The organism is Alloprevotella sp., assembly GCF_057240785.1.
This window is the reverse complement of sequence record NZ_DBHHRH010000008.1, coordinates 21,960-43,119: the sequence shown is the minus strand read 5'-3', so window position 1 is coordinate 43,119 and position 21,160 is coordinate 21,960. Positions and strand designations below refer to the sequence as shown.

The 21,160-nt window shown below is 50.4% G+C and carries 13 protein-coding genes and 1 pseudogene; 4 read left to right on the top strand and 10 right to left on the bottom strand.

The annotated features are described in order from the left end of the window. Positions 1–228: 228 nt before the first annotated feature. A complete protein-coding gene (locus ACO4R2_RS01795) occupies positions 229–1,659 on the bottom strand; it encodes a hypothetical protein (protein ID WP_484768944.1) in 1,431 nt (476 codons plus the stop codon). Between the two features lie 243 nt (positions 1,660–1,902). Between ACO4R2_RS01795 and ACO4R2_RS01790 the strand changes: the two are divergent. Next, positions 1,903–2,043, top strand: a pseudogene (locus ACO4R2_RS01790) (IS5 family transposase); the annotation flags it as partial. Positions 2,044–2,433: 390 nt separating this feature from the next. Here ACO4R2_RS01790 and ACO4R2_RS01785 read toward each other — a convergent pair. Genes ACO4R2_RS01785 through ACO4R2_RS01770 form a run of 4 tightly spaced genes read right to left on the bottom strand, consistent with a single transcriptional unit; the run spans position 2,434 to position 4,748 of the window. Continuing rightward, entirely contained in the window at positions 2,434–3,321 is an 888-nt protein-coding gene (locus tag ACO4R2_RS01785) for a hypothetical protein (RefSeq protein ID WP_484768943.1), read from the bottom strand. 33 nt (positions 3,322–3,354) lie between these two features. Beyond that, positions 3,355–3,801 (bottom strand): DUF6108 family protein, encoded by a 447-nt coding sequence (locus tag ACO4R2_RS01780; protein ID WP_484768942.1) that lies wholly within the window; start codon positions 3,799–3,801, stop codon positions 3,355–3,357. 4 nt (positions 3,802–3,805) lie between these two features. Next, a complete protein-coding gene (locus ACO4R2_RS01775; protein ID WP_484768941.1) occupies positions 3,806–4,234 on the bottom strand; it encodes a hypothetical protein in 429 nt (142 codons plus the stop codon). After that, the gene (locus ACO4R2_RS01770; protein WP_484768940.1) at positions 4,227–4,748 is read right to left on the bottom strand and encodes an RNA polymerase sigma factor; all 522 of its coding nucleotides are present in this window, start codon (positions 4,746–4,748) and stop codon (positions 4,227–4,229) included. The genes ACO4R2_RS01775 and ACO4R2_RS01770 overlap by 8 nt, the downstream gene beginning before the upstream one ends. Before the next feature lie 447 nt (positions 4,749–5,195). Here ACO4R2_RS01770 and ACO4R2_RS01765 point away from each other — a divergent pair, with 447 nt between their 5' ends. Both ACO4R2_RS01765 and ACO4R2_RS01760 read left to right on the top strand, forming a co-directional pair. Then, positions 5,196–5,579 (top strand): rhodanese-like domain-containing protein, encoded by a 384-nt coding sequence (locus ACO4R2_RS01765; protein ID WP_484768939.1) that lies wholly within the window; start codon positions 5,196–5,198, stop codon positions 5,577–5,579. 244 nt (positions 5,580–5,823) lie between these two features. Next, on the top strand, positions 5,824–8,994 hold the full coding sequence (locus ACO4R2_RS01760; protein WP_484768938.1) for a TonB-dependent receptor: 3,171 nt from the start codon (positions 5,824–5,826) through the stop codon (positions 8,992–8,994). Between the two features lie 103 nt (positions 8,995–9,097). Here ACO4R2_RS01760 and ACO4R2_RS01755 read toward each other — a convergent pair whose 3' ends face one another. Then, positions 9,098–11,230, bottom strand: a complete 2,133-nt coding sequence (locus ACO4R2_RS01755; protein ID WP_484768937.1) for a TlpA family protein disulfide reductase — start codon at positions 11,228–11,230, stop codon at positions 9,098–9,100. A 475-nt stretch (positions 11,231–11,705) separates the two neighbouring features. Further along, entirely contained in the window at positions 11,706–15,194 is a 3,489-nt protein-coding gene (locus ACO4R2_RS01750; RefSeq protein ID WP_484768936.1) for a glycoside hydrolase family 95 protein, read from the bottom strand. A gap of 236 nt (positions 15,195–15,430) precedes the next feature. Here ACO4R2_RS01750 and ACO4R2_RS01745 point away from each other — a divergent pair, with 236 nt between their 5' ends. Beyond that, on the top strand, positions 15,431–17,074 hold the full coding sequence (locus ACO4R2_RS01745; protein WP_484768935.1) for a fumarate hydratase: 1,644 nt from the start codon (positions 15,431–15,433) through the stop codon (positions 17,072–17,074). A gap of 175 nt (positions 17,075–17,249) precedes the next feature. Here ACO4R2_RS01745 and ACO4R2_RS01740 read toward each other — a convergent pair whose 3' ends face one another. From ACO4R2_RS01740 to ACO4R2_RS01730, 3 genes are all read right to left on the bottom strand, one after another. Then, positions 17,250–18,164, bottom strand: coding sequence for a tRNA threonylcarbamoyladenosine dehydratase (locus ACO4R2_RS01740; protein ID WP_484768934.1), 915 nt, complete (start codon positions 18,162–18,164; stop codon positions 17,250–17,252). A 90-nt stretch (positions 18,165–18,254) separates the two neighbouring features. Further along, positions 18,255–19,520, bottom strand: a complete 1,266-nt coding sequence (hflX, locus tag ACO4R2_RS01735) for a GTPase HflX (RefSeq protein WP_484768933.1) — start codon at positions 19,518–19,520, stop codon at positions 18,255–18,257. Positions 19,521–19,651: 131 nt separating this feature from the next. Further along, positions 19,652–20,893, bottom strand: a complete 1,242-nt coding sequence (locus ACO4R2_RS01730) for a D-alanyl-D-alanine carboxypeptidase/D-alanyl-D-alanine-endopeptidase (protein ID WP_484768932.1) — start codon at positions 20,891–20,893, stop codon at positions 19,652–19,654. Positions 20,894–21,160: the final 267 nt, after the last annotated feature.

Below are 21,160 nucleotides of genomic sequence, written 5' to 3'. Positions count from 1 at the left end.
GTGTCAGCAGATTTTTTCATTGGCTATTTTCGTTACAGTGACTTGTTTCTCCGACAAAATGTGTACTTTTGCTCATCTTATTTCATTTTTTTTATTGACAACTACAAAGGAAATAAGAAGGGCTGAATGTACAAAACAATCAGCCCGTTTTTTTATTATTCTGAATTAAAAAGATATGAATGCACTAAAAGTTTTATCGGACACCAATAAAATTAATTATTAAAAGATTTAAAGATATTTACTCCATTTATAAGCACCAAATTTTCTATATGATGTATATGTGTCTCGAAGATGCGCTCTATATTTTGTTATAAATGCTTTGGTTTCTTCCATGTTGAATACATTTTCGGAAACAGCAAGTTCTACTGGTATTGTTGATGTTTCCAAATTCTCTTTGCCATAAGCATACAGCATGTTTGCAGGGTATGTAATCTTACAGTTGTCTAAGCCTATCAAAACCAAGAATTCAAAACCATCAAAATCTTGTAAGTTTACAGTTTTAAGATTTGGCAACTGCATTAATTGCAGATTACTAATATATCTTTTATTTGGAGTAGTTGGAGTAGGCAACACTAAATCTTCCAAATTTTGGCAATTCAAAATATAAAGACCATTCTTTAATGTTGTATCCCATTCTTCAAAGTTTTGATTTGCAATCAAAGTCTTTGATAAATCTAAGGTTTTCAAAGATTTGTTATTGCTCAATTGTATTGAAACCAAGTTAGTTGCTCCAGACAAGTCTATTCCATTAAGCGTGTTGGTGTTTAATAAATGGAGTCCTTTAATATTGCCACGTGGAGCAATATATGCAACGGTATATGGCTCTGTATTCTTTGCGTAACGCATTAATACAGAAAAGTCTGGATAATAAGGGTTGTTGATAAAGTATTCTATACCGCTTATAGACTGAATCTGAGCGATGTCTTTGTACTGAAGTGTTGTCTCCAATGCAATCATTACATTCACTTCAGTAGTAGCCAATGGCTTGCTAATATCAATATGTGTATCATCCACAAAGATGCTTGCAAACAAATTCTTCAAATAAGCAGCAAAATATGTATCAGGAATCTCTCTCAAAGTGTTATACTTCTCCAAAGAGCCCTTATCATTTACCATTTGCATGTCAACAGTCTTGTTCTCTGCCTTATTCTGAGTATAGAAAGGCATCAAGTCCTCTACATTATACTTGCAGGAAGCAGGGAGATAAAGTTTTGTAAACTCATGAAGGATAGTAGCTTTCACCTCATCATTCTCAACCTTGGCTGTTACCAAGCCGTCGAAGTCATAGATGTCATTGCCTTGCAAGTCAAGACCTGTAATCCGTGAAGGAAGTGAAGCGATATGGAAAAGTGGACCATAGCCATTGTTACTAAGGTTCAACTCTTTCAAATTAGGGAAAACAGAAAGTTCTTTCAGGGCAGCGGTATCAACCTGTGTACCTGAAAGGTCGAGTGAAGTAGTGCTGGTTGCTTTGTCGTCAAGGAGCAACTTGCCGTTCTCGTCGAATGTATATCCTTTGCTTTCGAGAAGGGTTTTGAGCTGAGAATTGTCAACTGCCACCTTACTATAAGAAGGCGCATCATTATCGCTGCTGCAAGAAGCGAAGCCGAGGCAGAGAGCTATTGCAGCGAGGCCGATGAAATTCTTTAAAATTTTCATTGTTTTATTATTCTTTTAAATGTTTATAATTAATCAAAAATATTACCCTTAATTTGTGGCTGCAAAGGTATGTATTTATCAAATAATGTGCAATACCTAAAAATAGTGAAATTTGCAATAGTAATTTGTTATGATTTATAGGGTTTCTCATCTATCTTGTTGAGAAATCATAACATGAGACCTCTGCAAAACTCTTAGTTTAGGAACTTGCTTATATCATTATTTATTTCGTACCTTTATAGTATGAAACAGCAACTCTCCTCTCTCAGCTTTGCCGACCTATTAGTCTGTCAGCGTAAGGTCAAGCAGACCTTCCTTTCTCAGATAGATAAAATTATCGATTGGAATCCAATCCGTGGTATTATTGAAATCGCCTACACTAAACACATGCACAGCATATTATGGAGGCTGTTGCCTACAACTTATTTCGAATGCCAGGGATAATTGTGTCCAATGCTCTCAAATAAAAGGAAATGGGACACAATTATAGATGATAATAATCGTTTGACTGCATCAATTATACCAATATATACGCTGGAATATGCTTCTAAAACACAACTAAATGGAAATTTTTCTATAAATGAAGGTTTTGCTGTGGTCTCAGATTGCTTCTATTCGCAAGATCTAAACAATAAGGTTTGCGGAGTTTTTTTGAGGACACATCAGCAAAATTTATAGAAGAATGTAACGAAAAAGGCTTCGCCGTCGGGGAGAGGCGAAGCCTTTTGAAAAATGAGTGTATTTATTGTTTGATTTTATGGTAGCGGCTGATTATCAGAAACCGAGGGAGAGGCCGATGGCTATGCGGCGAGAGTCGTCAGAGCCAGTGGCATCTTGGAGGATGCGGCAGGGATTGTACTTCACATAGAGACTCACGAAGTCTTTACCCACTTGTCCGATGATATCGGCCGAGACGCGATTGGTGCGAATGTTCTTCATTTTCTCCATAAAGTCGCGCCCATTGAGCGAATATTCGGAGCGAACCTTAGCTCTCCAAGCATAGTGGAGGTTGGTGCGCAGACCCACGAACCAGTCGTGGCGGAACGTATAGCGATAGCTGAAACCCAGGTAGTTGGTCGTGAGGAAGAGGCGAGAGAATTTAGGATCTGAACCAGCGGGGTAGGCTTCGGGTGCGAGGCCATGGGAGGCATTCTTGCCGTAGCGCAGTTGCTTGCCTTCGTGGTGCAAGGAAGCGGTATAGAAACCTGTGTGAATGGCCAAAGCATGGTGGTGACGCTGAAAGTTCACGTTGAGAATGTCGAGGTAGAACTCGGCAGATTTGCTCATCTTAGCTTTGAGTCCGTCGGGCATTCCTGGAGTGGCCACCCAGCCCATTGCCAGACCTAAGATGCCTAATTCTTTTTGCCATTTGTTGGACTCTTCCTGTTCCTTTTTCTTCTTGCCAAAGAGGATGTTAAAGTCCCAGTCGTCCGCGCTTTGACGGACCACCGATTCGGAGTTTTTCCCTACCGATTTAGAGTAGGAGTAGCGGAATGTGGGGTCTGTGCCATTGCCAAAGATGTCGATGTTGACCACTGAGTCCCGCTCCGTCACCACCACGCGGCGTGCGTTTTCCACGGTGGTCACTGTGTCGGTTGTCACTTGTGCTGTTGCAGACAGTGTGCCCATGAGTGTTAGGGCAAGGAAAGCTTTGAGTTTCATATTCGTAAGGTTTTATTGTTATTTTTCTTTGTTTTATTTACCAAACATCCGTTTGAGTTCGGCCGCCGTGGCTCGTCCCTGCAAATAGATGAGGGTGAGACGTCCGTCAGAGCTCGTTTGATAGGAGTTGTTCCGATAGAAGATGTAGCGGTTTTCAGCACCCACGGATGAGAGTTTGTAGAAACCGTAGTAGACATGACCACTCTTCCTCACCTCTTCTTTTGACACAGCATGCGCCGCATCGCGAAGCACGGCAGCTTCTATTTGTCGGGTGTCGGCCGCCGAGGGAGTGAGCGAAAGGCTGCGCGAGAGGCTCAGATTGAAAGCCTTGAGCCTGCTGCCCGAGAACTGCACCGAAGTGGCATCTTGGCGGGTGGAGTAGCTACCTTCAAAGATGGAGGCAATATTTAGTCCTGCTTGGGCCTGGGCGGGAAGCACCACGCTCATCAGAGCTATAAGAATCATCAGAATGCGTTGCATGACTTTATTGGTTTAGCGTGTTAAACATATCCTTGAGTTGGCTCTCCGGCGTGGGCGCATCTGTGGGGCTGCTCACGGCCTGCATCTCTTGCTGCATCAGTTTGACCACCTCGTCGGGGTTCGTCACCTTGCGCCCATTGACATAGGCGATGCAAACATCATCTGGGTGAGCCTGCTGAATGGTATAGACACCTCCGAGCATGAGTACCACCACGGCGGCTGCGGCTGCCTGCCACCAACGGATGGCGCGGTGCGACTTGCGGCGCAGCTTACGCCCCACGGCGGTGAAGCCCATCACGGCGCGCACTTCATCATAGCGCGCATCGGAGGCAAAAGGCCCAGTGATGAGTCGTTGCAGTTCGCGCTCTTCCTCAACCGTTGTTTCCGCGTCGAAATAGCGGTTGATGAGTTCGTCCAAGTTTTTACTATTCATCTTCATAATCTCTTCTGTAAATTTCTCGAATGGTGCGTCGAGCGCGTGAGAGTTGCATCCTGACGGCTGCCGGTTGCATCTGCAAGCTCTGGGCAATGGCGTCGTAGTCCTGGCCTTCATAATCGTGGCGGCGAAGGATGTCGCGCTGGAGTGGGGAGAGTTCGGAGGCCACGATGCGTTCCACAGCTTGGAAGCGGCTTTCCACATCGGGCGCATCCTCTTCAGCTCCGTCGGCCTCGGCCAGACTCACGCTGGCTTCCCGCTGCAGCTGGCGCAGGTGGTCGATGCTGAGATGTTTCACCGTCGTGGTGAGCAGTCGGCCGGCCTCATCTTCGGAACGCAACGTTGTGCGGCGGGTCCAGAGGCGGATGAAAGCATCCTGCAAAGCATCTTCGGCCACGCTCTCCCCCACCATGGAGGAGGCCAAGCGTCGCAGCCCTCGCTGGAGGCGCTGAAATGCTGGGAGGAGTACTTCCTCTTTCGAGCCGTCGCTATTTAGGAACTTCTGAGCCATTCGAGTGGTTTGTTTACATTGTGCTAACGCAGGACTTTCGGTTTTGTAACATCAAAAGTAAGATTTTTTTCTTTTATTCAATAAAAGAGAGGCAGCTCAGAGGCCGCTTACTTGAAAATCGGCCAGGTCGGACAACTCCGACCTGGCCCGACCCGTCCGACTGGTCCAACAGGGCAAAAAAATGCAATAAGGCTGTCGGCTGGCTTCCTTATTGTGTCAGCTGATAGCCTTATTGTGTCGGCTGACATCCTTATTGTATTTACGGGGTGGTTTAAGGGGTTGATTAGCAGGAGTATATGAGCTGAGTTTTCAGAAAGAAAAGCCGTTCCCTTGGCTTTTCCTCCTCGAAAGTTGGCAATATTTCGGAAAAGCCCGTATCTTTGCTTCGATAAATCCACGCGCACCATTGGCAAGGCTGATAGGTGGCGCAAAAAACGGTAGTTATTTATGAAAATTCTCCTTGCAGCCACAGGGCTGCTCCTCTCTCTCGCATCTTGCAGCGTATCCGTTCCAGGCATCAAGAGCGTGAATGCCAATGAGTTTGAAAAACTGCTGCAAACCGGCAATATTCAGCTCTTGGATGTTCGTACGGCTGAAGAGTTTGCTCAAGGCCACATTCCAGGCGCCACGAACATTGATGTGCAGCAACCCGACTTTCTCGAAAAAGCACAAGCGGCTCTCTCGCACAAACGCATCGTGGGCATCTATTGTCGTTCGGGCAAACGCAGTATGCGCGGTGCCGAAATCCTAAACAAAGCAAAGTTCACCGTTGTCAACCTCCAAGGCGGCATCATCGAATGGCAGGATGCGCAAAAAGTCACAGAAGAGTGAAAAAACCCTTAAAACTGCAAACTGCATCAGACAATTTGTAAGTTTCCAACTTGTCTGATGGGCAAGAATAGCATCTTTATTCTCTTTTTTCTCTGTTAAAAGCCCAAAAAGAATTTAATTTCTGACAAAAACGCGTAACTTCGCGGCGTGGAAAAGTGGCAGGTTCGAGCAACCCGCTGCAAGAGAGGCTTAATTCCTTTCCCCTCTAAGTTTTAAAGGACATTCTAAATCTTTTTTATTTCTTATGGAATACTATCAAAGAGTATTGTTGGCAGCCTTGACGCCTGCAGTTGCAGTTTGCGTTCAGGCACAGGTGACTACGTCCTCATTGGGCGGTCAAATCCTGAATGAGTCCAACCAACCAGTTGCAGGAGTAGTGGTAAAGGCCACTCACGTCCCTTCAGGAACGACCTACAGCGCAGTGACCAACGCCAATGGCCGTTATACCATTCAGGGTATGCGTCCGGGCGGCCCTTACACCGTAGCTATCCACTACCTGGGTTACAATGCAGAGAAGTTTGAGAACATCAATCTCGAGCTCGGCAATATGTTCCCGCTCGATGCTTCATTGTCACCAAAATCTACTGACTTGGGCGAAGCAACGGTAGTGGCCAACCGCAAGACACGTACGGGAGCAGGCGAGAACTTCACGCTGCAAAAAATGCAGAACATCCCAACGATTGATCGTTCTGTGGCAAGCATTGTGAAGAACACGCCGATGGCCGTTTCATCCAAGAGTGGCGGTATCTCCTTCGTAGGTTCTAACAATCGCTACAACAGTTTCCAGATCGATGGTGTTGTGGCCAACGACGTGTTTGGTTTGAGTGCCGATGGTACCAACGGCGGACAAACGGGTGCAAACCCCATCTCCATGGATGCCGTTCAGGAACTCCAGGTGGTTATCGCTCCTTATGATGTTCGCCAAGGCGGCTTCACGGGTGGCGGTATCAATGTGGTGACAAAGTCGGGTACGAACGATTTCCACGGAAGTGCGTACTCCTACTTCAACAACCAGAGCATGTATGGCAAGTACAGTGCTGTGCGCGACTATGCCAAGGTGCCCCTCACCGACCAGTTTGAGCGCACCTTCGGTGGAACGCTCGGCGGTCCAATCATCAAGAACAAACTCTTCTTCTTCGCTTCTGTAGAAAACAAGAGAAAGAGTTATCCCAACAACATCTACCCCGGCTATAGCGAGAAATACATCTCAACGGATGTGGCACAGCAGGTAGTGGACCGCTACTATGCGCTGACGGGCATTCGTGATAGTTTCGGCCCACGCAACGTTGAGAGCCACAGCCTCGGCATTACGAGCCGCATCGACTGGAATATCAACGAGACCAACCACCTCACACTGCGCTATCAGCACAATAATAGCTACAAAGACGGCTATGCTGTTGGTGCTACCAGCTATTTTTTCGCTAATTCGGGCTACCGCTATAACAACAAGACCAACGACATTGTTGCAGAATGGACAAACCGCATCAGTGATAGCTTCTACAATGAGTTGCGCGCCAGTGCAAGCTTCGTGCGCGACCACCGCGAGTCACCCTACCAAGGCCCAACGGTATTGATTCAGAACGTGTACAGTGCGGACAATTCAACTCGCATAGGCCTCAATATCGGTACAGAATATAGCTCTGCAGCCAACGGACTGGACCAGAACATCTACACGTTGGAGGACAACCTCAGCTGGTACTTGGGTAGCCATACGCTGACTTTCGGTACGCACAACGAAATCTACAGGGTTTCTAACCTCTTCATTCAGGCTGCTAATGGTTCTTGGACTTTCGATAACTTGAACGATTTCCTCAACGATAAGCCCAACAGATTCAACTATAAGTACACCGACCCATCTCTCACCGGCGGTGACACGAAGTATTCTCCAGCCATCAAGGCAGGCCAGTTTGGTTTCTATGCGCAAGACAAATGGAACGCTACTTCCAACTTCAATGTGACTTATGGTTTGCGTATCGATTTGCCCGCTGTTTTCAACAAACCAACAGCTAACGAAACTTTCAACCAATACGCCAAGAGCAAGAATCTGGATGCTCAAGTAGGTATCGTTCCTAGCACGAAACTCATGGTTAGTCCGCGTCTCGGCTTCAACTGGTACCTCACCGACGACCACAAGACGCTCCTGCGCGGCGGTACGGGTATCTTCACCGGTCGTGTGCCTTTCGTATGGCTCAGCAACGCCTTCAATAGTAATGGTGTAGAAATGAAATCTACCACCATCTCTAAGAGCGTGCCCGGTATGAACAACTACCAGCAGGTTCTCAACAATGTGGTCAACGCCAGCGCTACGAGCCAGAAGCCCGACATTGCTGTAGTGAGCAAGAAGTTTAAGTACCCACAAGTTTTCCGCTCTAACCTCGCTCTCGAACACACGCTGCCCGGCGACGTGAAGATGACGCTCGAGGCCATCTATAGCAAGACGATGAACAACGTCTTCTTCGAGAACCTTGCCATCAATCAAGTGGCAAAGACCTATGCTGTGCCTGGCAAAGAGAACTCTGCTGCTCCTTACTACAACAGTGAAAAGTCTGACTACTACAGCATCATCAATCTGAAGAATACGAACCGCGGCTACAGCTACGCCCTCAGCGCACTCTTTGAAAAGACTTTCAACTTCGGCCTTGACCTCGCAGCAAGCTACACCTTTGGCCACTCTAAGAGTGTGAACGATGGTACAAGCTCTGTTGCTTATTCTAACTGGAAGTACAACTATTCTCGCGACACCAACGGTAAGGGTGAGCTTGGCTATTCTAAGTTCGACATTCCTCACCGCGTGATGGTACGTGTGGGCTGGACTTCTCCCAAATACCTCAACGGCTGGACCAGCACGCAGATCGGTATCGTTTACAACGGCTCTAATGGTGGCCGCTACAGTCTCTCAATGAACGAGAGCGAAGACTTCAACGGCGACGGACAGAAGGGTAACAACCTCCTCTACATCCCAACGAAGGACGAACTCGCGCTGATGAACTTCACGCAGACGGTTGTGAAGGGTCAGGTGATTATGGATGCTGATCAAAACCGTGCAGCTTTTGAAAAATGGATCGAAGGCGACAGCTACGCTAAGAACCACCGCGGACAGTATGCTGAACGTAATTCTAACATGACTGAATGGGAACACCAGATTGATCTCCACTTCGGTCAGAAGATTTACTGGAAGAACATCTGCAACTTTGAGTTCACCTTCGATATCATGAACTTCGCTAACTGCCTCAACAAGAAGTGGGGCGCTCAGTATAGCAACGTCTACAACGTAAGCCCGCTGATGGTTTCTAAGATGACGAAGGGTGCTGATGGCAACTATACGCCGGTTTACCAGTATAACAACCCACGTCTCACAAAGAACGATATCCTCAGCCGCTGGCACATGCAGCTCGGCTTCCGCGTAAGCTTCTAAGCGAGACCTCTATTCTCTACGCGGACTCTTTAGAGACCGCTCACAAAAAGGCTTCACCTCCGTTCGGGGTGAAGCCTTTTCTTGTTGTCTTTTTTGAGTTATCCTATTTCCCGTCGAAGTTGATAATCATTCCCTCTACAGCTTCGGCTGGCACACCGATAGCGGCAGGTTGAGCGGATTGGGCTTGTTGTTGGAGGCGCGCAAACTCATCGTCGAAATTGTGGAAGCCGTTGATGCTGAGGTCTTCTCTGACGCGGTAACCTTCAGGGGTGATGGTCTCGTAGTGCGGAATGGCGTTGAAGCGGAAGAGTTCGCACAGTTGGTTGTATTCTGCTGGCGAAAGACAGATACACTCCTCATCGGCGAGCCATTCTTTCACATATTTCCTATATGCCTCACTGCCCTGCGGCGTGTTCTCTGCAGCGATGAAGATGAGCTTCACATCCTTGCGTTGCGCAATGCTGGCGCGCAAATCCTTACTCTTCTGGATAGCGGCACGGCAGGGAGAGCAGCCCATTCCCCAGAAATCGATGAGGAGATAGCGGCCCGGGAAGCGCGCCGATAGTTGGCGGATCCTTTCGGCCGCTGCGTTGTTGGCGGGGAGAGGCGTAGCGATGTCTTGTTCCATCATGGCTGCCGAACAGAAGAGATCGGCTTGTTGACGGATGAAGGGGGAGGAAAGAACTTCCAAGTAGGGCGATAGCATATTGTTGAGCGCGGGCAGACTTTCCGCCTCGGCCAAGCGTTCTTGTTCTGTGAGGCTCGTGTCGGCCAGTATTCCAGGGATGAGCGCCTCATTGTTGTGCCACTCTTTGAAGTTTTCCTGAATGTCTTTGTAGATGCAGATTTGCAGCATCAGGTTGCTGTCGTTGCAACCCATTAGTTTTTTCAGGGCCGCGCGCTTGTTGTTGAGAATTTTCTGCTGAATATCGGCTGTTATCTTGACGCTGTCCATCTTTCCAAGGGACGCAAACTGCCCTGAAAATACGGGAGGGGCGAAGCGCAGGCGGTTGATGAGAGTGGGGAAGTAGCTACTGGCTGTCAGCAAAGGATTGTCGAAAGGTATGCGCGATAAGAGTTTGAAATTGCTGGGATCGTTCAGCGCATCCATTTCGGCTTTGTCCGCTCCAGTGAGTTCCTTCTGTCCGTTGGCTTCTGCTTTTTTTGAAAAATCATCCTCACGGTTCATGGCATATTCAATCAATGCGCTGGCAAAGCTCACTTGCAAATCAGCCAAGGCCAACTGCTCTTCCATCGGAGTGAACTTGTCGCGCTCGCTCGTAAGTGCCAGTAGCGTTAGCGCATTTTTCCAGAGCGTTTCCGCAAGGGGTTGCGCTTGGCTAAACGGCCCATTGAAATAGCGCAGGGCATTCATGATGCCATTGAAAGGGAGTTTCGCTTTGAGCCATCGTTCCATCTCTTTGCAACTCCCGTTGTTGTACTGGCACTCATATTGTCCGCGCGCGTTCTTTTGCACCGTCACATCGATGGTCTCACCAGGGCGGGCAAAGAAAGGTATCTCGCTGAACGCTATATTGGAATTGCCCGCGAAGAAAGCCTCTCTCACGGGATAGCACGCCGAGAATTTTTTCTCGAAAGTCCCATCAGGCGCAATATTGAGCATGAGAATTCCCTGCTCCTTCTCAAAAATGTTTTCGTAGTAACATTCTAAGTGGTTGAAACCAAATTTTGCGGCATCATAGTCCTTGATGCGACCGCGAATGGTGATGGAATCGTTCTTGAACCACTCCGTTGGCAACACATAGGGATGGCTCTCGGTGAGTGCTTCGAGCCTGGGCGTGGTGAGTGGGGTGTTCTTGTCGTGGATGCCGAGGAGCATAAACGAATAGAAGTCGTCTCCCCCGATGAAGTCGAACACTTTGACGCCTTGCGGCATAGGGGCAAAATGCAGGGCGAATTGAGTCGGACCATTTTTAGGAGAAGAAATCGGTTGGTCGAGCACGACGCCCTCAGCCGAGCGCAAGGCATATCGGTGGCCGCTCTCATCTTTCAGATAACTGCTCTTGTTGAGAATGAACGGATCTCCCGCGGGCGATTCGATGCAAAGGTGAAGCGTAGTGGCCGTATCTGTCAAGACCACTTCTTGCACAGTGATTTTTTCTTTGAATGGGATTGCGCAAGCCGTCACCTTGGGCGTTTTGATGGTTTTGAAGGTCTTGCTCCAGCTTGCCATCGTGCAAGTCAGGAGTAGAAGGGTGATAAAAAGCTGTTTCATTGTATTTAGGAAATACTACCGATTAAAAAATAAAGCCCCGAACCCCTTTCGTTGTTCAAGGCTCTTATCGTGTGGTTGCAAAAATACGTCATAATTCTGTTTTCCACCAAGAGAACGCCCCAAATCCTTTGCCTTTCTGCTCCTTTCTCCTTGGTTTGAAGGCGGAACTCACGCCTCTGGAGAGGAAGAAAGAGCAGTAAGGATGGAGGAGTAAGGGTGAAAGTGAGGAAGTAGGCATCGTTGTTATGCCTCCTTTATAACCCTCGTAAATACAATAAGGAAGCCAGCTGACACAATAAGGAAACCAGCTGACAGCCTTATTGTATTTTCAAACGCAATAAGGATATCCACGCACTGCTTGATGGCGTTTTGTGGAGCAACCATAATGGGGAATGGCGTGTGGATATTTGTCATAGAAAAAGAGCGAACCTGCTGCGGGGCGGGTTCGCTCTTTGCGTTAAGAGGTGGGATGCTCTTAGAGAGCCACCTTATAGGAATGGTTGCCCAGTTGGAGAACAACGGTGTTGCCTGCTGCGGCGGGGATAGTGAATGTGCGGTTAGCGGTCTGCACAAACTTGCGACCTTGGAGGTCGTAAACGCTCACGCTTTCAACGTCAGTACCTTTGAGGGTCACCGTGCGGCCTTCGACCGTGAAGAGCGGCGCATTTTCTGTGACTTGCCTGACGCCCGTGGGCTGATAGCTGCCGTCGATGTCGAACACTACTACGGCACCCTGACGAGCAGGGATAGCAGCGGTGTTGCTGTTTGCGCCAGCGGGCTGCTTTGTGCCGTCGATGTAGCAGTTGGCTTGACCGATGCCGGGATACTTCACGGTTCCGGCTTGTCCCTTCACATTCGTCACCGTGATGCGAGTGGCCTTACCTGCCTTCCATGCAATATCTACCGTGTAGTTACCAATGGCTTTGAGACCCTTGATATGACCAGCCTTCCAAACAGAGGGGAGAGCGGGTAGCACTACGATGGTGTCCGTTGCGCTCTGCATGAGCATCTCTGCAATACCTGCACAAGCACCGAAGTTACCATCGATCTGGAACGGAGCGTGTGCGTCGTAGAGATTGTAGTAGATACCGCCAGCGTACTGGTTTGTGCCGAACGACGTAGCGTGGCGCAGAGCGCGGTGGAGTATCACGCGAGCATGGTCGCCGTCTTGAGCGCGCGCCCAGAGGTTGATGCGCCAGCCCATAGACCATCCTGTTGATTCATCGGAACGGAGTTTCAGAGAATTGACAGCAGCCTTGAAGTAAGGGCTACCAGGTGTCACCTGATTGAAAGGATAGAGACACATCAGATGGCTCTGGTGGCGGTGGCCATCTTCGCCGCGCGTGTAGGAGCTATATTTCCATTCGCGCAGAAGGTCTTGACCGTTGCTCACGCCGTGGTGAGGAGAACCCCATTTGCCCGTATATTTTTCGATGGCGAGACCTTTATCGGCCTTCTCCAAGCGGTCTTCCAGTTTTGCTTTATCAGCAGCGGAGAGATTAGCATCGCTGCCCAGAATGTCGGCAGCGTCTTTGGTGTTCTGCAAGAGCTCAACCACGAGTTGCTGCGCATGAGCTACGGCATTTTCCGTAGGACCTTGTTCGGGAGAGTATTCGCTGGGGCATTCGTAAGTGCCATCGGCAGCCAGCTTCATGCGCTCAATCCAGAATTGCGAAGCACTCCACATTGTGGGGAAGGCGCTGAGCAAGAAGTCGCGGTCGAGCGTGTAGCGATAGTGCTGCCAGAGGTGAGTGGCATACCAAGCGTTGGCGATGACATAATTATGCATGAAACCACCTACACCGCCGAAGATATTGTTCTCAGTATAGCAAGTCCAACCCTTCGTTTGGCCGGCATCCTTGGCATACTTCTGCCACTGACCATGATTCATAGCCATGTTGGTGATATAATTGAGGAACGGCAGGTGCATTTCGCTCAAGTTAGTAGGTTCTGCCGGCCAGTAGTTCATCTGCACGTTGATATTGGAGTGAATATCCGAAGCCCAAGGCGGAGTATTGCTGTTGTTCCAGATACCCTGCAAGTTGCTGGGCAGATCCACACCGCGTGAAGAAGCGATCTCGAGGTAGCGGCCGTAAGCAAAGTAGAGCTGTTCGAGCATGAGGGAAGAACCCTTCACGCCAGTATTGTCAGCTGAGTAAGCATCCACCAGTTTGTTGGTAGGTATAGCATTCTCCGAACCTTCGAGGGAGAAATCCACACGGTCGAAGTAGTTGCGATAGTCGGCCACATGATCCGTCAAGATGGCTGCCATACCTTTCTGTGCGGCAGCGTCCACGCGCTCTTTCATCGTGCTGGGAAGAGCAGCGGTGTTACTGATATACGTAGTCTTGTAAGCATCGAAATCAGTACCAGCAGCAAGATACACGCAAATCTCATCAGCATTGCGCACCTCCACGCCGTTGGCATCCGTGGTCATCGTACCGCCAACGGGCACCACCTTCATGCGAGCGTTGAACGTCACCGTGGTGAGTTTGCCGCTGAACGTTCCTTCGCCGTCGGCATAGGAGAGGTTGGCTTTTACGCCCGGTTTGAGCGTGAAGCGCAGGGAGAGGCTTCCCGGTTTGTTGCAAGCGTAGCGCACAGCAATAACGCGGTCGGGGAAGCTGGCAAGATAGGTGCGGTCATAAGTCTTGCTGCCGTCAGCATTGGTGAAGTGTGTTGAACCAATGGCGCGGGTCAAGTCGAGCGCACGATAATAGTTTTTCACTTTCTTATCTGAGCCGAAATCGAAATCTCCGCTCAAATCTTCGGCAAAGAGGGAGCCGAAGTTCTGGTATGCCCCGTAGGAACTGCCGTTGTCCGTGCTCGAACCACTCCAGAGGGTTTTCTCATTGAATTGTACTTCGTCCTTATAAGCGCCATTGAAGAGGCTCGCGCCCAACTGGCCATTGCCGATGGGCAAGGAATATTCCATCCAATTGTTCGATGTTCCGCCGAGCGTAGCGGGCTGTGTGTACCAAAGCGTGAGTTTGGACAATCCGCTTACAGATGCAGGGTCGATGCCCTCCATCTTGTAGTCAGCGTAGGTCATGTCCTTAGGTAGGACAAACTCCACGGGGTTGTTCACGTCGTTAGCCGCCCACAAACCAATCTCGTGTCCCAGTTGCGCACCGCCCCATTGATTGAAAGCGTTGTTGCCACTGATACCGTTGGCGTGGATCTCCCAGTTGGGGCTAAATGCTGCCACACCTGTTGTGGCCAGAGAGAAGCCGTTGGCATCGGGCGTGGTGCGCGTTTTGATGCGTGCGGCATTGCCTGTTCCGTCCACGTAGGCGTAGAGCCCGGCCTCGTTGACGAGTTGGAAATTGCTTTGAGTGCCCACGAGTTTCCACTTCTGCGTTGGTATGGGGTCGGCAGCTGCTGTCTGAACGCTGTTGCCTGCACCCTGGTCGGCCAAAAAGCCGCCACCTTGGCAGAACTTTACGAAATAGAAAGTAGAGGATGTTTCGGTGCTAAACACAGGCAGTTTGGCCTCAGTAGCCACAAAACGAACGGGATTGTTGTTGTCGCCGGCGGTCCACTCTCCGAGGTTCACGCCAGCCGACGTACCGCCCCATTGGTTCATACTTTGTGACGAAGTCTTGCGCTGTATCTCCCAACAGTCGGAAGCCGCAGCGTTGGTGCTCTCCACCATCTTCAGCGCAACACCAGTAGCGGAGGTGGTGAAGTTTGAGCTATTGAAATTAACGTAGTTGCCTTTCTTGGAGAGCAACACAAAGTTGTCCTTCGTGCCAATAAAGGCCCATTTCTGCGCATCGACATTTGCTTTTGTCGCAGTTTTGAGTGCGTTGCCGCGCCCTTGGTCTGCCAAGCAGTTGGAACCCGTCTTAAACTGAACGTGGTACCAAACTGGATTGTCGGCCGTAGAGAACGACGGCAAAACCTGCGCTTGCAGCGAGCTGACGCCCAGCAAAACAAGCAGCAAGAGTAACAATTTTCTCATAGATTTGTTGGTGTTTAGTAATTTGTTAAATGAATTATGGTGGCGAAGATACAAAATTTTCATAAAAAGCAGAAATACAATAAGGAAAAGCCTTTACAGATGTGTCGTTTCTGCCGGATTGTCTTTACTGTGTGTACACTTGTGCGTTTCTGCCTCTTTTCTCCGCGCCATCTTTCCTATTTGAATTATAATACTTAATTTCGCAGCAACATAATCATTAAATAACTCATAGCATTATGGCACAAACACCGGAATTCAAGTATGCTCCTATGTTCCAGCTCGGCAAGGACGACACGGAGTACTATCTGCTGACGAAAGAAGGCGTCAGCACCAGCGAGTTCGAAGGTAAGACAATCCTGAAAGTAACACCCGAAGCCCTGACACGCATGACCAATCAGGCCTTCCGCGATGTGGCTTTCCTGCTCCGCCCCGCCCACAACGCACAAGTGGCCAAGATTCTGAGCGACCCGGAGGCTTCTGACAACGACAAATACGTGGCACTCACGTTCCTGCGCAATGCAGAAATTGCAGCGAAGGGTCAGCTCCCCATCTGCCAAGATACGGGTACGGCCATCGTTCACGGAGAAAAGGGACAGCGCGTTTGGACTGATTTCGACGATGCTGAGGCTATCGCACACGGTGTCTATAAAACTTATACGGAGGAGAATCTCCGCTACTCACAGAATGCGCCGCTCTCTATGTTTGAGGAGGTGAATACGCGCTGCAACCTGCCCGCACAAATCGACATCGAAGCTGAGGAAGGCGACGAGTATAAATTCCTCTGCGTGATGAAGGGTGGCGGTTCGGCCAATAAGACGTATCTCTTCCAGGAAACGAAAGCCATTCTCAACGAGCCTACGCTCATTCCGTTCCTCATTGAAAAGATGAAGAGCCTCGGTACGGCTGCCTGCCCGCCTTACCATATCGGTATCGTCATCGGTGGTACGAGTGCGGAGAAGAACTTGATGACCGTGAAACTGGCTTCTACTCACTATTACGATAACCTCCCCACTACGGGTGACGAGACCGGCCGCGCTTTCCGCGACCTCGAACTGGAGAAACAGTTGCTCGAAGAGGCCTATAAGATAGGACTTGGTGCTCAGTTTGGCGGTAAATATTTTGCCCACGATATTCGTGTGGTTCGTTTGCCCCGCCACGGCGCAAGTCTGCCTGTAGGCATCGGCGTGAGTTGCTCGGCCGACCGTAACATTAAGTGTAAGATCAATAAGGACGGTATTTGGATTGAGAAACTCGACGATAATCCTACGCGTTGGATTCCGGAGGAACTCCGCAACGCCGGCGAAGGTGGCGGTGTGAAAATCGACCTCGACCAACCGATGGAAGAAGTGCTCAAGGAACTCACTAAGTATCCCGTGAGCACGCGCTTGAGCATGAGTGGCACCATCATTGTGGCGCGCGACATTGCCCACGCTAAGATCAAAGCCCGCATTGATGCCGGTGAAGGTATCCCTGATTATTTGAAGAACCACCCTGTGCTCTACGCTGGTCCGGCAAAGACGCCGAAGGGTATGGCCTGCGGATCTATGGGTCCGACAACTGCCAACCGCATGGACCCCTATGTAGACCTCTTCCAGAGTATGGGCGGTTCGATGGTGATGATTGCCAAGGGCAACCGCACGCAAGTGGTGACCGATGCCTGCAAGAAGCACGGCGGTTTCTACCTCGGTTCGATTGGCGGTCCAGCAGCTATCCTCTCCTATAATAATATAAAGAGCATCGAGTGTGTGGAATATCCCGAACTCGGTATGGAAGCCGTGTGGAAGATTCGCGTGGAAGATTTCCCCGCCTTTATCCTTGTCGACGATAAGGGCAATGATTTCTTCAAACAAATCAAACCCACTTGCGGCAGCTGCAAGTAATCTCTGACAACTCCATAATTTTAGCCCCGAACATTCGCTGAATGCTCGGGGCTTTCTTTTGAATAGATGGTGCTTTGAAGAATTGGACTTGTCGGACAATTCGGACGGGTCGGACGGGTCAGACTTGTCTGACTGGTCGGATTAGTCAGACTGGTCGGAGAAGCAGGCAGCTTTTTTATTCTCCTTTGTTGTGGATTTTGCTGACACGTTCGCGGTGGGCTTTGGCCCGTTCGGCCGCAGCTTGGGCGGCAGGACTGTTGGCCATGTCGGCAGGCGCGATGCGATAGGTGTCGGCCAAACGGAGGAGATCCTTCACCACTTCGCCGCCCGCGATGAGACCCGCAGCAGCAGGTACGAAAGCATTGCTGGCGGGGACGGAGCGCCGCTCCGCAGTGGTGGGCATCTTCGCATCAGCAGAGGGAGTGGGGGAGGCGGTGGCAGGAGTCTGAGTAGCAGCGGAAGTGTTCTGGGTTGCATCGGCGGGCATCTCCTCGATGAGCGGGCGGAGCGGTTTCTCCTCGCTATACACCACTTTGAGATGAGGTATGCGCAGAGTGCGAAGTTTCTTGCGGATAACTTTCGCCAGAGGGTCCATTGTTGTCTTGGTAATATCCGTCACGCGAAAGGCCGTTGCATCCATTTTGTTGGCAGCTCCCATGCTTGAAATGATAGGTACGTGGAGCTGATGGCAGCGCTTGATGAGTTCGATTTTTGCCGTGACCGTGTCGATACAATCCACCACATAGTCGTACTGGCTCAAGTCGTAGTCGTCGGCATTTGAGGGAAGATAAAAAGTGGGATATTTATGGACAATGCAATGCGGGTTGATGTCGTGGATACGTGCCTCGGCCGCATCCACTTTATATTGTCCCACAGTGGAATGAAGGGCCACGATTTGTCGGTTCAGATTGGAGAGACACACGCGGTCGTTGTCGAAAAGAGCGAGTTCGCCCACACCGCTGCGGGCGAGTACTTCCACAACGTAGCCGCCTACGCCACCTACGCCGAAAACCGCCACGCTGCTACCTTCGAGCGTATCGATGGCCGGACGACCTAAGAGGAGTTGGGTTCGAGAATGTTGTTCTTGCATAATGGGTGGGAAAAGGCCGAGCCGCGGCAGCACGGAAACGAGAGAAGGTGCTGCAAACTGGCTCGGCTTTTAGGGATATGAGAGAATGAATCAGAGCGGACGGCCGTCGCTGTCGTACTGATTGAAAAGAAAATCGTTGTAGGGATATTTCTGAACGTGGAGCTGACGCACACGATTATAGAGCAAGTCGCGGAGTTCGTCGATGTTGAGGCGCTCTCGGGCGGAGATGAAAATACAGTTCTCGCTCATCTTGTTCATCCAAGTTTGTTGGAGTTCCACAAGGCTTACGTTCTCGCTACCTGCCGGCGTGAGATCGTCAGCCTCTTTCTCCGTCCAGGTGTAAGCGTCCACTTTGTTGAACACGATAATGACAGGTTTCTCCGCACAACCCAAGTCGGCCAGCGTGCGGTTGACCACCTCGATTTGCTCCTCGAAATCGGGGTGCGAAATATCGACAACGTGGAGCAGGAGGTCGGCCTCGCGCACCTCATCAAGGGTGGATTTGAATGAATCAACGAGGTCGGTGGGAATCTTGCGGATGAAGCCCACGGTGTCGGAGAGGAGGAACGGCAGATTGTCGATAACCACCTTTCGGACCGTCGTGTCGAGCGTGGCGAAGAGTTTGTTTTCGGCGAACACCTCCGTCTTGGCCATGAGGTTGAGGAGCGTGGATTTTCCCACGTTCGTATAGCCCACAAGAGCCACGCGAATCATGCGGCCGCGGTTGGAACGCTGCGTGCGCTTTTGTTTGTCGATTTCCGCCAAGCGACTTTTGAGCAGTGCCATACGGTTGAGGATGATTCGGCGGTCCATCTCGAGCTGTGTCTCACCCGGACCGCGAAGGCCTACCGAACCTTTTCCACCGCCCGAGCCAGAGCCGCCACCCTGACGTTCGAGGTGGGTCCACATGCGCTGCAAGCGCGGCAGCATATATTTGTATTGAGCCAGCTCCACTTGCGTCTTGGCGTTGGCCGTCTGGGCGCGCATGGCGAAGATGTCGAGGATGAGTTGTGTGCGGTCGATGACGCGCACTTTCAGCTCGTTCTCAATGTTGCGGATCTGCTTCGCGCTGAGTTCGTCGTCGAAGATCACCATATCTACATCCCGCTCCGCTTCGAGTTCGGACTCGATCCAGCTGCGCATCTCTTCGAGCTTTCCTTTGCCCACATAAGTGACAGAATTGGGTCCATCGAGCTTCTGCGTGAAGCGTTTGACGCATTCCGCGCCAGCCGTTTCGGCCAGAAAAGCCAGCTCGTCGAGGTATTCGTTAGCTTGGCGTTCGTCCTGCGTTTTGGTGATGAGCGCAACGAGCACCGCCTTTTCCACGCGGTTCTCTATTTTTTCTATTTCGAACATAATGATTGGTTTGACTGCAAAAATACGATATTGTGATAAAAACGCCAAATAAGCCTATCGGCAGAGCGGGCGGATTTTTAGGCAAAGCCTTTGGGCTTTTCCTTCTGCTTCTTCCATTGTTTCCCTTCTCCCTACTGAATCATGATTTCGCAGAGCCGTTGCTGAATGGGGCGGGCATCGAGGATAGACATCTGGCTATTGAGAATGGCGAAAGCCAAGAGATGGCCGTTTTGTCCGCGGCAAAAGCCCGATAGTGTGGAGATACCGTAGGGGCGAGTGAGTGTGCCGGTTTTGGCCTGAATCTTACCGCGCGCTGTGCTGCGTTCCATCATGTGGCGGAAAGAGCCGCTGGTGCCCGAGATAGGAAGGTGGGCGCGCATCATGCGGTAGATGTCGGGATGGTGGTAAGCGTAGCGCAGGGTCTTAACGAGGAGCTGGGCTGTGACGCGGTTTTCGGAGCAGAGGCCGCAAGCGTCGTGGATGGTATTTGTTCCAGTGCTATCGAGCTGCTCACGCACAAAGCGGTGTATATAGTCCACGCCGCGCTGGCGCAGGTCGTGGCGGTCGGGATTTGCGGATGCACTGGGCGCCGACTCTAAGCCGAGGGTATAGAGGAGGCCGTTGCTCTGCGTGTTACTACTGTTGTGCCATGCGCGCCCGAGGACGAGGCCCATTTGGCGGCTGAAGCGGAAGATTCGGCGCGCTCCATGGGGCACTGTGCCTATGCCCACTCGTGCGGCGTCCACTTTGATGCCGGCGCGCTGCAGTGCGTTGCGGAGGGCGCGCAAGATGGTGGGGCGCGGTTGGTAGAAGAGTCCGTACTGAGGGAGCACTACATCGCCAGGGCCCCAATGTTGCTCAGGCGTGGGTACTTCATCGTGGACGGGCGCGAAGAAGACATTGCCCTCCACCTCCTGGATGCCGCGACGCTTCAGGGCGTTGGTGAACATAGCGAGGTCGGGAGCGTAGAGTTGCGGGTCGAGACTGCCTTGTAGCACTACATCGCCTTGCAATACGCCGTTGAGGATGCGTCCTTTCGTGTAGAGCGTGGTGCGGTAGAAGTATTTGTCTGTGAGCAGGTGCATAGCCGCCACGCCACTGATGAGTTTCATGCACGAAGCCGGTGGCATCGGGGTTTGTTCGCGATAGCCAAAAACGGGTTTGTCGGCCGTGAGGTCGTAGACATAAAGCCCCAAATGGTCGGCTTGTGGCTTCTGCTTGATGTAGTCCGCCAGCTGTCGGCGGAGGGCCTCGTCCACCACGGTATCGGCAGGGCTTTGCTGCTTGTCTTTATTGTGCTGATTTTTGCCACTGCTGCAACTGGCGAGCAGCAGCAGAAGGGCGGGGAGATATAGAAAAAGTCTGTGAAACATTTTTTGTGCGTTAAGTCTTACGCAAAAATACACCAAAAAAACGGTAGCTTTGAGGAATTAAAGAATTTTAGATGCGGAGCACATGGATTCCTACAGAAGCGTATGTCTCCAACTATTTTGACACAGAAGAAAGTAGTATCTCTGACTCTTTTGTCCGTTTTTTCTCTCTTTCAGTTCCTTCCTAAATGTATCATTTCTTAGAAAGAAAAAGAGGAGGCCACATTTCGCAATGTAGCGCTCCTCCGAAACAATTAAATTTTGATTGAC

Bases quoted from the DNA above. Each gene is read 5' to 3' on its own strand.
- ACO4R2_RS01795 (WP_484768944.1), bottom strand. From the start codon at position 1,659: ATGAAAATTTTAAAGAATTTCATCGGCCTCGCTGCAATAGCTCTCTGC.
- ACO4R2_RS01785 (WP_484768943.1), bottom strand. From the start codon at position 3,321: ATGAAACTCAAAGCTTTCCTTGCCCTAACACTCATGGGCACACTGTCT.
- ACO4R2_RS01780 (WP_484768942.1), bottom strand. From the start codon at position 3,801: ATGCAACGCATTCTGATGATTCTTATAGCTCTGATGAGCGTGGTGCTT.
- ACO4R2_RS01775 (WP_484768941.1), bottom strand. From the start codon at position 4,234: ATGAATAGTAAAAACTTGGACGAACTCATCAACCGCTATTTCGACGCG.
- ACO4R2_RS01770 (WP_484768940.1), bottom strand. From the start codon at position 4,748: ATGGCTCAGAAGTTCCTAAATAGCGACGGCTCGAAAGAGGAAGTACTC.
- ACO4R2_RS01765 (WP_484768939.1), top strand. From the start codon at position 5,196: ATGAAAATTCTCCTTGCAGCCACAGGGCTGCTCCTCTCTCTCGCATCT.
- ACO4R2_RS01760 (WP_484768938.1), top strand. From the start codon at position 5,824: ATGGAATACTATCAAAGAGTATTGTTGGCAGCCTTGACGCCTGCAGTT.
- ACO4R2_RS01755 (WP_484768937.1), bottom strand. From the start codon at position 11,230: ATGAAACAGCTTTTTATCACCCTTCTACTCCTGACTTGCACGATGGCA.
- ACO4R2_RS01750 (WP_484768936.1), bottom strand. From the start codon at position 15,194: ATGAGAAAATTGTTACTCTTGCTGCTTGTTTTGCTGGGCGTCAGCTCG.
- ACO4R2_RS01745 (WP_484768935.1), top strand. From the start codon at position 15,431: ATGGCACAAACACCGGAATTCAAGTATGCTCCTATGTTCCAGCTCGGC.
- ACO4R2_RS01740 (WP_484768934.1), bottom strand. From the start codon at position 18,164: ATGCAAGAACAACATTCTCGAACCCAACTCCTCTTAGGTCGTCCGGCC.
- hflX (WP_484768933.1), bottom strand. From the start codon at position 19,520: ATGTTCGAAATAGAAAAAATAGAGAACCGCGTGGAAAAGGCGGTGCTC.
- ACO4R2_RS01730 (WP_484768932.1), bottom strand. From the start codon at position 20,893: ATGTTTCACAGACTTTTTCTATATCTCCCCGCCCTTCTGCTGCTGCTC.